The following is a 14,500-nucleotide window of genomic DNA, read 5'->3' on the forward strand; positions in this document are numbered from 1 at the left end:
CCCATCCAAATTCAACATAATTAAAGATTGTGTAAAAACCGGCGATCCAAATCCACCGCCGTTATGCGACCGCTTGGAAACACCACATTGCTCAACCAGCGTGGAATAGAATCTGCTCCAACCCCGCTTTCAAGGCAATTCGAGTTAGCAGCAATGCCTGCGGCAGTAAGCAGGCAGCGCGAAGCAGGGTCGAAAAGATTTTCAATGGCGCGGAGTCGCTCAAGCTCAATATGGTACTGCGTCGACCCGAAGACATAACTGCTATTCATACCCCGATTCTTTGTAGCCCAGCCTCTTATGGAAATAAGATAGATGACTAGAAACTTTCCTTTTCCCGCAAGTCCCAGGAACGAATTTTAGTAAAACTCCGGGTGGCTCTCTCTCTAAACCTCCCTGACATTTTAATTATAAACAGGGCTGGGATTTGTTCCTGCTCGGCCAATTGTAATCCTTCCTCTGGGCCAAGCACGAACAGCGCCGTAGCTAAAGCGTCTGCCCGCATGGCGGTGGCATCGACCACCGTCACCGAGGCAAGTTTATGGGTAATAGGCCAACCCGTTCGAGGATCGAGCGTATGCGAGTAACGCTTTCCATCCTGCTCAAAGTAATTACGATAATTGCCTGAAGTAGCCACCGCGCCGGAATCTAGCTCAAGGATACGCTGCACCCGGCGTTCACCTGCTACTGGCCGCTCAATCGCAATTCGCCACGGGGCACCCTCCGGACCGTGTCCTTGGATTCGTTCTTCTCCGCCAATATCCACTAGATAATGGTAAATTCCTTGGGCCTCCAAAAGTTCCGCGATGCGATCCACGCCGTAGCCTTTAGCAATCGCCGAAAGATCCACATAAATATCCCCCCGCTTCTTCCTGACAGCAGGGGGTGAATGCCGTACCTGCAACTGCTTAAAACCGACCCTTTCCTTCTCAGCCTCCATCTCCCGCCGCGAAGGGATCTCATTGGTATAGGAGCCGGGGCCAAACCCCCAGAGGTTAACCAGTGGCCCCACTGTCACATCAAAGGCGCCTTTGCTCAAACGGCTAATGCTCTGAGCCTCCTCTAATACCTTGACGATCTCTGTGGAAACGCTGACCCAATCAGTACGCTTATTACGGTTAAAGCGGGATAGTTCAGAATCCGCTTGGTAAGTGGACATCAATCCATTGATTTCTTCGAGCAACCGGGCGATATCCCGATCCAATACCTCGGGGTCGATCCGGGCAGGAAGGTCCACGATCTTGACGGAATATCCCGTGCCCATGGTAGCGCCGCTCAACCAGGTCAGATGATCCTCTCCTGACTCCGCGCAAGCGGTCAATACCAGGCAAAGCAGGATGCCCGCCGGCCTAAATAGACGGAGAATCAGTTTCAAAATCCAGGGCATTGGAATTAATACAATATCGCTGACCCGTGGGCGCGGGACCATCGCCAAAAACATGGCCCAGATGGGCATCACAGCGGGCGCATCTGACCTCGATTCGACTCATGCCATGGCTATCATCCGAACGCTTCTCCAGGGACTGACTGTCGATGGGATTCCAAAAACTCGGCCAGCCACTTCCAGATTCATATTTTTGTTCCGAGCTAAACAAGGGGTTGCCACAACACACGCAGCAATAAGTTCCCCCTTCTTGATGATGGTAGTATTTTCCGCTAAAAGCAGGCTCAGTCCCCGCCTCCCGGGTCACATGATACTGCGCTGGAGTAAGCTGCGCTTTCCACTCTGCTTCGGTTTTGCGGACCTTATTTTCCATAAACCCTCCTTAATTAATCCCCTCGCGGCTCTGTCCTGACTTTTAGCCGCTTATCTGCTGATGCGTTCCCCGTCCTTCTTTAATTTAGTTCAGAAGGAAGGCTCTTAAAGCGCTCCTGGTACGCTCTTTTAATCATACTTTTATTTTGCGGAGAGCTGTATAGGACCATACGTACCCGCTAGGACAGCGGCGGCTGCTAGGGAGAAAGAAAATCGGCTTCCCCTTAGCCAGGATGATCCGGTTCCTGTTGGCGCGAGCACCAAACCAGGTAGCCATTTCCACGGCTCAGCCTTGGTGGCTGATGAGCGGTCATTTTATTTCAAAAAATGCACAAAGTTAAAAATTAAGGGTTAAAATGATTTTTACGAGTGTGTAGAGCGTATAAGCACGCCCGTAAAAGGCGGTTTTTCTACAGGCCCGCTGGGATCGGATCTCAGTTCTACTTATAGGGTGTCAGTAGCGGCTGGTTGTTTTCTTTGGAGTTTGCGGCTAAGTCTCGCTTAACTGTTCCTGACCTGTCTGCGTGCCTGCCTGTGCAGCAGGCAGGCGGACACGCACAGGAACGCTCGCTGGGGGGTCGTCGCACATCCCTGTACTCCTTCAACGAATCGCTCAACCATTACCAGTTTGCAAGATGCTTTACAACGCTTTCCAGACCCCGCCGATATACACTATAGTTTAGGGTTACTATTTGTTCGCCAACAGAACCAGCCGAAGGGGCTGAACCACCTGAAAAAGGCTGCTCAGTTAGCGCCGCAAAATGCGAGATACCACCACACTATGTCTATGCTGTGGGTTTGCACAAGCACGGGTCAAACGAAAGAGGCGCTATGGGTACACGAATAGCACTGCAAAGCCATCAGGACAATAATTTAATCAGGCTGGAGCAACAACTGGAAAATGAGTTGACCAACCACAACACTCAGTAACGTGCCCGTGACGACAGCGGACGAAAAAATCAGTGCAATGAGAAATCCTAATTTTAATGCTAAGTTTTACAAATATTTCCCTGCGGCGCGGCCCTCGCCTGCTCTTCGAGAACTTTAATCTTACTATTCATCCTGGACAACGGGTTGGCCTCACCGGCGCCAATGGCTGTGGCAAATCTAGTTTATTTGATCTGATTTTAGGTCGACTCCAACCAGACGCAGGAGAATTTGACCAGCCCTCTCAATGGGTGCTCGCCCATGTGGCCCAGGAAACTCCAGCAGTAGACAGATCTGCCCTGGATTACGTCCTTGACGGTGACCGAGAACTGCGTCTTCTCCAGTCCGATTTGGAAAAAGCCGAGCAGGCAGACGATGGCACTGCCCAGGGCACGCTTCATGCCCGCATTGAGGCCATCAATGGCTATACAGCTCCGGTTCGGGCGGCGAAGCTCATGCACGGTTTAGGCTTTACTGCTGCTCAGGAGTCCCAGCCAGTACGGACCTTTTCCGGCGGCTGGCGGATGCGGCTCAATCTTGCCCAAGCCCTCATGTGCCGCTCTGACTTGCTGCTTTTGGATGAACCTACCAACCACCTGGATCTGGATACCGTATTATGGCTAGAAGAGTGGCTGAGCACTTACCCCGGCACGCTCCTCTTGATTTCCCATGACCGGGAACTGCTCGATCAGGTGGTGAGCCATATTGCCCATATCGAAAATAAAACTGTCAGCTACTACCGGGGTAATTACGCCGCCTTTGAACGGCAACGGGGCGAGCAGTTGGCCCAGCAACAGGCTGCTTATCAAAAGCAGCAGCGGGAAATTGCTCATATCCAACACTTCGTTGACCGTTTTCGCGCCAAAGCAAGCAAAGCGCGCCAGGCCCAGAGCCGGTTAAAGGCCCTGCAACGCATGGAGCAGGTGGCTTCTGCCCATGTCACTTCCCCTTTTTATTTTACCTTGCCCCCTCCCGAGAAACTGCCCGCTGCACTACTACGCCTGCGACAGGTAGCCATGGGATATGAACAACAAGCAGTGTTGTCCCACGTTAACCTAGACCTGGCGCCAGGAGATCGGATTGGTTTACTTGGGCCGAATGGAGCAGGCAAATCCACCTTCATTAAATCCCTTGCGGGGGAACTGCCATCCCAAGCCGGGACCGTAGAGGAAGCGCCTGATTTAGTCATCGGCTACTTCGCTCAGCATCAAGTAGAGCAACTCCGTGCCCAGGAAACTCCCCTCCAACATCTACAGGTATTGGCACCCTCAGCCCCTGAAAAAGATCTGCGGAATTTTCTTGGCGGTTTCAATTTCCAAGGGGAACAAGCCCTGGCGCCCGTGGGTTCCTTTTCCGGGGGAGAAAAAGCTCGTCTCGCATTGGCTTTGTTAGTCTACCGGCGCCCTAACTTGCTGCTGCTGGATGAACCCACCAATCATCTTGACCTGGAAATGCGTTATGCCCTGACCTCTGCCTTGCAGGATTTTGAAGGCGCCATGATCATTGTCTCCCACGACCGTCATCTCCTGCGCAGCACGGCGGACACCTTATGGCTCGTCGCTAATCATACCGCCATCCCCTTTGATGGAGATTTGGAAGACTATCAGCGGTGGCTTCAACAGCGCCGTGGCGGCACTGGGGAAAACACCCACGGCAATCCAACTGAATTCCAACATGCCACTGTCCGCAAGGAACGCCGGCGGCAAGAGGCGGAACGGCGGCGCCTGTTGCAGCCTTTACGAAAACAGCTTAAAGAAATTGAGAAGACGCTGGAAAAGTTACAAGCTGAAAAAGCGGTTCTCGACCAACAACTCGCTACTCCTGATTTATACCAAGATCCCCAGCAAAAAGAGCAGCTTAAGGTCCTTCTTATGGAGCAGGCCCGTCTTCGGAACGCTCTCCTTGAGACGGAAGAAAAATGGCTAATAGCCACTGAAACACTGGAAGCCGCCGAACAAGGAGGCTAAAACCCAATGCCCCTTGAAAGCGGGCAAATCATCCCCATTTCTTCTCTTAAGCGGAAGCCGGTAACCGTGCTTCCAAGCGAATTTGAAGACTTTATCGCAGGAGAAAAATAGAAAATGGCCATTAGACATTATGAGTCCTTTGACCTACTCAACCAATTGCAAAGAGAAGTCAATCGTCTCTTTGAGGGGAACTCTCCCCAGCATACTCAAACCGAAGCGGAGCTTGCCACGAGCGATTGGGTCCCCGCTGTAGATATTAAGGAAGAAGCGGACCGGTTCGTTATTTATGCCGACGTGCCTGGTGTTGAGTCCAAGGATATTGAGGTGACTTTGGACAATGGCACCCTCACCCTTAAGGGCCACCGTCAATCCAGTAAAATCCCGGAGCAGCGGGGCTATAAGCGAGTGGAGCGGGTCAGCGGCAGCTTTTTACGGCGCTTTGCCCTGCCCAATACGGTGGATGCCGCTAAAGTCAGTGCCCGCTCTCAAAACGGTGTCCTTGAACTGGTGATCCCAAAAAGCCAGCAGGCCCAGAGCCGCAAGATTACGGTGGAAGGATAAAGCCCAGAAAGCCAATACCAAGGAACCGTTACTATTACGGCAATGATAGTCTCTAAACATTAAGGAGTCATGACGATGTCCCCCCTAGAGCAGATCCATAAGGGTGCCTCCCGCGCTTGGGATTACCTTACCGAGGGTTGGCATCACCTGCGGGAAAGAGCGAACCAGGCTCTTACCCAATTTACACCGGCAACCCAAGGAGGGCAGCTGGAAACGATGGAAGACCAGGTCATGGAAAATGCTTCCCGCTGGGGGCTATTAGCCGCCGAAATCAAGGAGGATGATAAAGCCGTGACCGTTCGGTTAGAAGCCCCTGGCATGGAAGCCGGCGATTTTGATATCGAGGTAATGAATAATGCCCTGGTGATCCGAGGTGAAAAGCGGGTAGAACGGGAGCAAAGTGATGGACGCTACTATGTGATGGAGCGGGCCTATGGGCGCTTTGAGCGAGTCCTGCCACTACCTGCCGAAGTCACGGAAAGCGGATCGCAGGCTAAATATCGCCGAGGCGTACTCTGGATTTCCCTGCCAAAAACACGGCAGATAAAACATCGTGTTGAGGTAAAATCCGGCTAATAAAATTGAATTTTACTTCAATGCTAAAGTAACTTGTTTTTTTAGCAGCGGTAAAGTAAACGGCGCCCCCTCTCCGGGGGCATCGTTTAGAGCTAGTTCGATATAAGTCAGGTAAACAATCAGGATGGCGTCCAAATTAACCCTAACATTAGCGATGCCGCGATGACGAGCATACCCAAGTTAGGAAATATTTTTGAGCTGATCGTTGACCGCGTGTCTTTGCCCTTTGAGCTTCGATGATTTTTTGAACCCCATCAACCTTGTATGCAGAAGGTTGTCGACCATGGGGATATTACCGGGCTGCAAAATTGGAGAAGGCTTCAGCATAATGAACCTCTCCTTGGAATTAAACATGGATGTTGAATGACCCCCCAGCGAGAGTGCGAAACAAAGTGGCACATCGAGCGCGAGGGCCACATAAAAATAGGTCCCCGGTGTTGGACCCCACCGGGGAAGGGTTGGCTTTCGCCTGCTCTTACGAGCCACCGCTTACGCGGGTTAAGGTTCCCTCGCTCGGTTATCTCGCGGTTCCTCCCACCCTTGCGGGTCAATCCCTTGAGGGGGCACTGCCCGTTATCCCGGCCCGTGCTGTTTAACCCCCTGGCGCAGTGTTCGGAGCTGGGAATGCACCCCGAAGTGCCTATCTTTACCGGCTGAGGTAACACAAGCCCGTCAGCCAGAATTCGCGAGTAACGTCTCCTACCGAAGTAGGGAACTGGTTGAGTCAATGACTGATCATTTAAATACATGGCAGTATGCAAATTTCAGTCAAACCGGGGACTCTACTCATTTCTAAACACCACCGGTTCACAGCAAAATGCCGAGTGATAAGGGGATTACCCCCTCCTAGACAGAGTGATCTATACTAATAAAGTACCCTCAATCCCTGTTAAAGAAATGATGTCCTCAGACTTGCCTGCCTATAGGGTCCGGGTATCATCCCGGGCACGGCATGTCCGTATTCAGGTCAGCGCTGAGGAAGGCGTGATCGTCGTTTTACCTCAAACAGTAGATCCAGCCTCGGTTCCCGCTTTACTCTGGAAAAAAAAGGCCTGGCTAGACCGCACCCTCTCTCAGTTCGAAGGGCTTCAGCACCAACCTCCATTGGCTACTCAGGAGACTTCACCTACGCTTATTTGCCTACGCGCTATAAACCAGCAGTTTTATATCACCTACCACAAGGACGCCAACCCCAGCCTCCATATCCATACCCTGGGCAACCGGCTATTATTGCGGGGCCATGTCACTCATTACTTCCTGGTAAAGCAAACTTTGCAGCGCTGGTTGACGGAACAGGCCCACCTGCACCTCCCGCCCTGGTTAGAGACCGTAAGCAAAGAAATCAGCCTCAAACACTTCAAGACAATTATTCGAGGCCAACGCACCCGTTGGGCTAGCTGTTCCCAACGCCAGACCATCAGCTTGAACCATAAGCTGCTATTTTTACCCCCCCATTTGGTGCGCTATGTTTTTCTCCATGAACTCGTTCACTTGGTGCACTTTAATCATTCCCCCCGTTTCTGGACTTTGCTGACTCACTTTGAATCTAATTGCCGCAGCCTGGATCAGGAATTGCGCCGCGCCGGACACTATGTCCCCGCCTGGGCTGAGCGACGCTAGAGACCCAAGTACAGCTACTCCATCCAACCCGTATTGCGCCGGTGGGAAGGTGTGCTTACTATAAGGAGATTCCCATGATGATTCCCTAAAGTGAAAACTTATGATGCCAAGATTAATTCCCGCGGGAGCCCTTGCGCTTTGGATTCTGGTTCCGCCCTCTACCGCCTGGAGTCAAGAAGAGATACACACCACCCACACCGATCAAAAAAAGGTGGCGATTACTATCTATAATAATGATTTAGCCTTGATAAAAGACCAACGCCAGGTGGCATTAAAAAAAGGGCATAATACGCTAGCTTTTATGGATGTGAGCACCGGTATTCAATCCGAGACCGCCCTGCTTCGCAATCTTACCCACCCCCAGGGTTTTTCTATTGCTGAGCAAAACTACGAATTTGACTTGCTCACCGCTGAAGCTTTACTTCAGAAACATGTGGGACAGCAGGTAGGCGTCATTTCCCGCCATCCCACGACCGGCGAGGAAACTATTGAACAGGCGATCCTATTAGCCGCCAATCCGGGGGTAATCCTGCGTTTCAAGAACCGCATTGAAACAGGGATTTCTCCGGATAGGCTGGTTTACCAACAGATTCCCCAAGATCTACGGGAGCGCCCTTCTTTAATTTTGCAACTCCAAACGGAAGTGGCAGACAAGCAGGCCTTAGAGCTAAGCTATCTGACCAGTGGCCTAAACTGGAAGGCTGATTACGTGGCTCAGCTCAATCAAACTGAGGATCGCTTCGATCTAAATGGCTGGGTGACTCTCACGAACCAGTCTGGAATTTCTTACCAAAATGCCCACCTGCAATTAGTGGCGGGCAGCGTCCATCAGGTCACCCCGCAAGTCCACTACGCCAAACGCCCAGCGCAAGAGGCCAGGACATTTGCAGACGTTCCCCCCATGGAGGAAGAAGGTTTACTAGACTATCATCTGTACACATTAGATCACACCACAACTCTCAAAAACAATCAGACCAAACAGGTCGCCCTACTCAGCGCCCATAACGTCATAGCTCAAAAACAATATGAGCTCCGAAGCCACACACCGCGACTCTACTACGGTCACTCCCAATCTTTTCCCGTCTTAAAACCGCCGGTCATGGTTTACCTGCATTTCGATAACACCCAACAGGCTGGACTGAAGCTGCCCTTGCCAGCGGGTATCATCCGGGTCTATAAGCAAGACTCAAGAGGTAACACCCAATTTGTGGGCGAGGATCGGATTAATCATGTCTCCAAAAACGCTTCTGCTAAACTTAGGCTAGGGCAAGCTTTTGACATCACCGCAAAAAAACAGCGGACCGAGTACCGCAAACTGGATTCCGATTCTTTCGAGGCCACCTTCAAAATAGAGCTTCGCAATGGCAAAAAAGAATCCGTTCTGGTTAAGGTCGCCGAATTTATTCCTGGCGATTGGTATATTATTACCGAGAGCCACCCCCACCAGCGGGAAACCGGCAATACCGCGCTTTGGCAACTATCCATCCCGGCAGAGGGCCAGGTTACCCTTACCGTAAGTTTCCAAACCCGAACCTAGTCCTCGTCCAAATATGATTCCAGACACCTGAGTTTTTATACCGCCATGAGCATTATCCACCACGCCCTTGTCTTAAACTTACATCAACCAGCAGGCAATCTGGAGCATTTACTGGAACATGCCCCCTGGGAGGCTCAAGAAATTCTCTATGCCCTGGACCGGATACCCCGCTCCCTTTGGGGATACGAGGATATCGCCCGGGTTCATCTAGCCTTCTCGGGTACGCTCCTTGAAACCCTCTCCAATCCCGGCTTTCAGCAACGGGTCTATGGGATTATCAAATGCGGCGACTTGCTGTGGCATCTCCAGAATACCGCCTTATTTAACCTTCTGGGGAGCGCTTACTATCACCCTGCTCTCCCCCTGATTCCTGGCCCGGATCGGGAAGAGCATATCAAGCGCTGGCTAGGTATCGGGCGGCATCTTTTTAGCCAAACTCGCTTCAGCGGGTTTTGGCCGCCAGAGATGGCTTTTACCATGGAATTGATCCCCCTGCTGAAGCAACATGGGTTCCGTTATGTCCTGGTAGATAGCCTCCATGTGGAGCCTTTAGAGGAGATGAGTTGGCAGGAGCTCCGCTACCGCCCCCATATTGCCGAGTACGGGGGGGAAGAAATCATTGTGGTGGTCCGGGACCGGGAACTCTCAGATGCCCAGGAAGCCGGAATGGAGTATGACTGGTTTCTAAATGAGCTTTATCACCGCACCCGGCCGTGTGACTTCCCGCCCCTGGTTACCACCTGTAGCGATGGAGACAATGGCGGCTGGTTCCGTAATACTTCCGAGGAAAGTAATTTTTGGGGAACATTTTACCGGGATTTTTTAACAGGGGCGCGCCGGGATAATGCTATTCTCCGCCCCGCTTTCATCCAGGATTACCTGGACAAATACGGCGCCAAGGGCCGAGTTAGGATAACAACCGCAGCCTGGAATACTGGCGATCACTCAGGGATTGATTTTATCCAGTGGACCGGCTCCCAGTGCCAAAAAGAGGCCCTTAAACGGGTAGAAGAAACCAGTACGGCCTTCCATCAACTAAAGCAAAAACATCTTGGCGCTCAAGCCCTGAACCCGGAAATCGCCCATCTTCTCAATGAGGCGGAGTGGCACCTGCTACGCTCGGAAACCAGTTGCCACTTTTATTGGGGAGAAGCATGGGTTCATCGCGCCCATGAAGATTTGGATACCGCCTGGACGCAAATGAACACCGCAGCCCAGAAACTTAAATAACCATGAAATATTTGCTATCCATTATTCTGGGGGAACCAAGCCCAAAAATCCTCCTTTACCCTGAAAGGAACTATCAATATGGCGGCATCCCTCCATGCATATTTGCTGGAGATCCATCCCTGGAAGCTTCAGCTGGCAGAAATTAATGCATCCAGCGTAATCGGATAAGGAAACCCCACTGGTTCGCTCCTTTACAGTCACTATCTCATCTTGGGAGCCAGTTTCCTTATTTGTATTTAGTCCTTGTGCATTTACTCCAATACCCGCACCCATCATGACCAAAAGAAAAGCTAATACCGTTAAAATAAGGCTTGAGCGTATCATTTCTAACCTCCCCGGAATAATGCCCTTTAGCAAAGTTTGCCCTAGTGGCATAAACCTATGATCTCTTTTAATTGTAGACTATGGAATTCAGGACTCACGGAGATAAGGTAGCCTATACGCTCATCCATTACTCTCTGGCATCAGATGAGGCGCCCTCAATAGCGGACACCTCACTTTGACCATCCCCGAAATCGCAACACTTGCCCTTCAGGGCAATTTAGTTTCTGGATGGTGCTGCAAAAGTCTTGTCCTTGAGCAACTACTTTGCCGGATGACCCACGCAGATCCCACTGCAGTCAGCGCCACCTTGGGCAGGGTCACAATCATCCGAGGGATCATCCACACACTTCTTGCCCTCCGGGCAAGGAAGGCCCGCAATGCCTCCACACATTTGCTTTGGACGGCTCACACAGATCCCGCCGCAGTCAGCACCACCCTGGGCAGGGTCGCAATCATCCGAGGGATCATCCACACACTTCTTGCCCTCCGGGCAAGGAAGACCCGCGATGCCTCCACACATTTGCTTTGGGCACCTTTTATCGCCGTAAGCCTTATCGCCGTAAGCCGGGCTGCCCTTGGGAGGATAGGTGATATGTTCCTTGATCTTAGGCTGCGCCGCCGGCGCCACCAGCTTAATCATTTCACGGATTTTCCGTGGCTGAACGGCTTCGACATCCATGGTTTCCACCTCTCCTTCCGTAGACCGGGCGGTATAGACACTGACGACATCCAAGGGCACGGGGCTTTTAATCACCACAAACCCTTCCAGAAAAGCAAAATCTACGCACACGCCGTCAATGGGGCAAAAAAAGCCTGCAATATTAAAACAGCTCAATTCAGTAACCCCATCCGGCTGAAGCTTGGCCTTTTTGAAGGGCGTAACATCGAAGGGGCCTGGTTCAGAGCCAAATGCTGTGGCCAACGCCACTTTGGCGGCAATAGTAATAGGTTTATTAGTAGGGTTATGGATATTAACAATGGTACGGTAGGTACCTCTGACCAAAGTGCCATCTTGATGCGGGAGTAATAGGGAGCAGGCGACTTTGGCAGCGTATTGAAATTCCGTTTTTATCGTTTCTGGGTACTTTGCCGTTTCTGCCTGAGCCGCCTGAAAAATTCCGCTGGAAGCAAGCCAACCCCATAAACCTATTAAGACAGAAAAGGCCCCAATCATTCGTAGCTGTTTCATGGTCGTTACCTCATATCGGTTAGATATAGCCGTTATTCCAAACCACTAGAAATCTTCCCTTCAATCCTCCTCGCGAAATTTTTAGAATGCCGATTTTAAGTATAGTGTTCAGTACAGCTTATCGTGTGCGGAAAATAACCGTGTCTCTAGTGAAAAAATTACCTTCGTGGGAGTAGCTCTCTGCTCAGGATAAAAATGGCGGCAGAGAAATCATGCGATATTTGTATGTTCCGCCGATTCTAGACGGTGCCGCTCTGGTGAATACTTTCTGCGGAATGGTGGGAAGAATAGCTGGGCCATAGCCGATTAGCTATAGAGGTTCTTGATTTTTATCTCCTTGAATAAAAACCCTCCTAAATAAATTAGGACTGCCCTAGCTGCTTATATAGTGTCAGATGAGATACCCACTATTCGTCAGGAGAAATCCCCAAACTATTTTCCTCTAGGAGTATCCTTAATTTTCAGAAATTTTTTGATTTCTTGTTCAAGGTAGAAGGCTTGCTCGCCTGATTCGAGTTTCTCAATGAGTTTAATATTTTTTCCATTGTGGGTAATTACATGAATTTCGTGGGAAATTGATTTCCCTTCTGCGGAATGGAAAATTTTTTCTTTCGCATATAGCTGTTTGATAGCAGATACTGGTATCTCTTTATTACCACGCCAGGGGATTGGCTTGTGTTGGATCACTATTTTTTCAGCGCCTATATATATATGGGTTTTATTCAACCACAAGGCCGCAACGTAGTACGCTAAACTGATTCCAGCGGCAACGTGCAAAAACGGAAAAAGTATCACAATGAGGGGACTGTTTTCGTTAAGTATAGAATACCAGTACACCAAGAGCCCATTCCAAAATACGGTGAATACCGCCAAGAGCGGAGTGGTCCAGCTTCGCCATGCTCGAACTATTTCAATATACGATTCAAAATGATGAATCTGTAATCTCTCGGAGATTTCTAGTTCAGCTTTCTCTTTTCTCATAGCAACAGCGAGAAGTCCTTAATTGACTGTATCAATTCTAAACCGGGTAATGATGTTACCAGAACCAAGAGTTCTCAACCGGGAATGAGTTGCCAAGGTAGTTCGCTTGCGTTGGCATTCAAGAGAAAACCTAATGGATGCATTTACCGTCCTGCATAGATTGGTTATTCTTTTGGCCTAGTTCATGATGAGTAAGATATGGCGGGATGCGCTACGCTTTCCCGCCCTACGTGCTGGATAGTCTTTTCCGATAGTCTAAACCAAACAGGATACTTGCCCTCGTTCTTTGGCTTCCTGCTTCTCCAAATCAAACCCTATTTCTTTAAGCACCTCATCAAATTTCTTAACTTTCTGCCCACGCATCGAAAGATCGCTTCTCGATCTCAATGGCATTGTTATGTTTTTACCTTGCGAGGACGCTCAAAACTAATTTAGGTTCTTTGGCAACAACCTTCAGCAACACGCGGGCAGGGCCATGCGGCTGGCGATCGCCTTGCTCCCAATGCCGCAACGTACCCAGGCTAATGCCGAATGATGCCGCAAACTCTCGCTGCGACATGCCCACTTTCTTTCGGACGGCTTTAACGTCTACCGGCGAAAACTCGTGAACAACTGCGCCAGAGTTCTTACCCTTCGCGTGGGCTATGGCCTCTTTTAGACCGGTTTGAATACTTTCAAATGCTTCGCTCATAACTATATCCTCCATGCCTTGACAAGTAGTTGGACCAGTTTGGCTAGCTCGTTGCGTTCAGCCTTGGAGAGATTATCCTTTTCGCCTTTGCCGAAGACAGTGAGCAAGTAAAGCGGGATGCGCTCATCGTGATAATAATAGACAACCTGGACACCACCACTTTTGCTAGAGCCCTAGCGCCGAAGCTCACCTACCGCTATGAAGCACCAGCGGAATTGCCGTCCGGTGCAGCGCTTTGTTGTGCATTTTTTCTAAAATACCGGGGATATGTCAACTTTTTCTTTTTTCATAGTGACTGCAGGGAATTATTAATTCACCTTACTAATTCTAAACCGGGTAATGTTGTTACCAAAACCAAGAGTTCTCAACCGGGAATGAGTTGCCAAAGTAGTTTGCTTTCGTTGGCACTCAAGAGAAAAACCTAATGGAGACGTTTACCGTACTGCATAGATTGATTATTATTTTGGCAACGATGCGTATTAGCACATTCTTGCTAGAGCAAAGCTACGATTCAGCCGATTCTGAATAGCCGCCTCGGCTTATTCTCCTAGATAAGCCGAGGCTGATCAGGTGAAACGAGGGTTTATCGAGTGAGTCTCAGTAAGATATGGCGGGATGCGCTACCCTTTCCCGTGCTACGTGCTTATCCGCGTAACCATCTAACAACTTCTTCAGGTCAGCAATTTTTAAAGATATCAAAGGTTCTTCAAATGCAGTTGGGTAATTAGCAATTATATAAGTTTTTAATGATGTGGCCGTCAATTTATCTTTTGAGCAATCCCAAGATTTCTTAATGGTTAGCTTACCGTTTTCATCGAGGAGATACTCTCTATGTAAATCAGTTGGCACAGTGTCTATGGTATATTGCTTATCTTCTGGACGAAAAGAGACCTGAATAGACATTTCAGGATCGTCCACGTGGACATTGTGATCACCAATCTCCATTTTTACCGTTTCGTTATTAAAGAATATTTCCAAAGCCTCAAGGATTGTTGATTTACCAACGTCATTCCTACCAATGATGACATTGAAATTATCATCGAATTTCACAAAGACATTGCTATAAGCCCGAAAGTTCTTAAGTGTTAAACTCGATATTTTCAATGTTCACTCTCCATTAGTGACTATCTATGGTCAGTTCAGC

Annotated in this window: 15 protein-coding genes; 7 read left to right on the top strand and 8 right to left on the bottom strand. The window is 49.8% G+C overall.

The features are described 5' to 3' along the window. Positions 1-20: 20 nt before the first annotated feature. The 3 genes from NOC_RS14470 to msrB are packed head-to-tail and all read right to left on the bottom strand — an operon-like array spanning position 21 to position 1,754. Positions 21-269: a hypothetical protein gene (locus NOC_RS14470; protein WP_002813554.1), complete on the bottom strand. Its 249-nt coding sequence runs from the start codon at positions 267-269 to the stop codon at positions 21-23. Between the two features lie 47 nt (positions 270-316). After that, positions 317-1,372: an FAD:protein FMN transferase gene (locus NOC_RS14475; RefSeq protein WP_244859982.1), complete on the bottom strand. Its 1,056-nt coding sequence runs from the start codon at positions 1,370-1,372 to the stop codon at positions 317-319. Next, the gene (gene msrB / locus NOC_RS14480; RefSeq protein ID WP_002812087.1) at positions 1,347-1,754 is read right to left on the bottom strand and encodes a peptide-methionine (R)-S-oxide reductase MsrB; all 408 of its coding nucleotides are present in this window, start codon (positions 1,752-1,754) and stop codon (positions 1,347-1,349) included. The genes NOC_RS14475 and msrB overlap by 26 nt, the downstream gene beginning before the upstream one ends. 985 nt (positions 1,755-2,739) lie before the next feature. Between msrB and NOC_RS14485 the strand changes: the two genes are divergently transcribed. From NOC_RS14485 to NOC_RS14510, 7 genes are all read left to right on the top strand, one after another. Next, the gene (locus NOC_RS14485; RefSeq protein WP_002812124.1) at positions 2,740-4,647 is read left to right on the top strand and encodes an ATP-binding cassette domain-containing protein; all 1,908 of its coding nucleotides are present in this window, start codon (positions 2,740-2,742) and stop codon (positions 4,645-4,647) included. Between the two features lie 114 nt (positions 4,648-4,761). Then, positions 4,762-5,208, top strand: a complete 447-nt coding sequence (locus NOC_RS14490) for an Hsp20/alpha crystallin family protein (protein WP_002813301.1) — start codon at positions 4,762-4,764, stop codon at positions 5,206-5,208. A gap of 75 nt (positions 5,209-5,283) precedes the next feature. Further along, a complete protein-coding gene (locus NOC_RS14495) occupies positions 5,284-5,784 on the top strand; it encodes an Hsp20/alpha crystallin family protein (protein ID WP_002813643.1) in 501 nt (166 codons plus the stop codon). Between the two features lie 434 nt (positions 5,785-6,218). Then, the gene (locus tag NOC_RS17570; RefSeq protein WP_155814718.1) at positions 6,219-6,380 is read left to right on the top strand and encodes a hypothetical protein; all 162 of its coding nucleotides are present in this window, start codon (positions 6,219-6,221) and stop codon (positions 6,378-6,380) included. Between the two features lie 316 nt (positions 6,381-6,696). After that, positions 6,697-7,404 (top strand): M48 family metallopeptidase, encoded by a 708-nt coding sequence (locus NOC_RS14500; protein ID WP_244859983.1) that lies wholly within the window; start codon positions 6,697-6,699, stop codon positions 7,402-7,404. A gap of 100 nt (positions 7,405-7,504) precedes the next feature. Beyond that, positions 7,505-8,941 (top strand): DUF4139 domain-containing protein, encoded by a 1,437-nt coding sequence (locus NOC_RS14505; protein ID WP_002813321.1) that lies wholly within the window; start codon positions 7,505-7,507, stop codon positions 8,939-8,941. Between the two features lie 45 nt (positions 8,942-8,986). Next, positions 8,987-10,171, top strand: coding sequence for a glycoside hydrolase family 57 (locus NOC_RS14510; RefSeq protein WP_002813710.1), 1,185 nt, complete (start codon positions 8,987-8,989; stop codon positions 10,169-10,171). Positions 10,172-10,192: 21 nt separating this feature from the next. On the opposite strand, the gene NOC_RS14515 is transcribed toward NOC_RS14510, so the two are convergent. The 5 genes from NOC_RS14515 to NOC_RS14535 all read right to left on the bottom strand — a co-directional run bounded on the left by NOC_RS14515 (position 10,193) and on the right by NOC_RS14535 (position 14,460). Beyond that, on the bottom strand, positions 10,193-10,495 hold the full coding sequence (locus NOC_RS14515; RefSeq protein ID WP_231561841.1) for a hypothetical protein: 303 nt from the start codon (positions 10,493-10,495) through the stop codon (positions 10,193-10,195). A gap of 259 nt (positions 10,496-10,754) precedes the next feature. Beyond that, positions 10,755-11,684 carry a hypothetical protein gene (locus tag NOC_RS16460; protein WP_011331050.1) on the bottom strand — a complete coding sequence of 310 codons (930 nt, stop codon included), beginning with the start codon at positions 11,682-11,684 and terminating at the stop codon, positions 10,755-10,757. 432 nt (positions 11,685-12,116) lie between these two features. Continuing rightward, positions 12,117-12,665 (bottom strand): hypothetical protein, encoded by a 549-nt coding sequence (locus NOC_RS14525; protein ID WP_002812183.1) that lies wholly within the window; start codon positions 12,663-12,665, stop codon positions 12,117-12,119. A gap of 403 nt (positions 12,666-13,068) precedes the next feature. Continuing rightward, a complete protein-coding gene (nadS, locus tag NOC_RS14530) occupies positions 13,069-13,356 on the bottom strand; it encodes a NadS family protein (RefSeq protein WP_011331051.1) in 288 nt (95 codons plus the stop codon). 597 nt (positions 13,357-13,953) lie between these two features. Beyond that, complete coding sequence (locus tag NOC_RS14535; RefSeq protein WP_002813305.1) at positions 13,954-14,460, bottom strand: AAA family ATPase; 507 nt, start codon at positions 14,458-14,460, stop codon at positions 13,954-13,956. Positions 14,461-14,500: the final 40 nt, after the last annotated feature.

The organism is Nitrosococcus oceani ATCC 19707, from assembly GCF_000012805.1.
Lineage (GTDB): Bacteria > Pseudomonadota > Gammaproteobacteria > Nitrosococcales > Nitrosococcaceae > Nitrosococcus > Nitrosococcus oceani.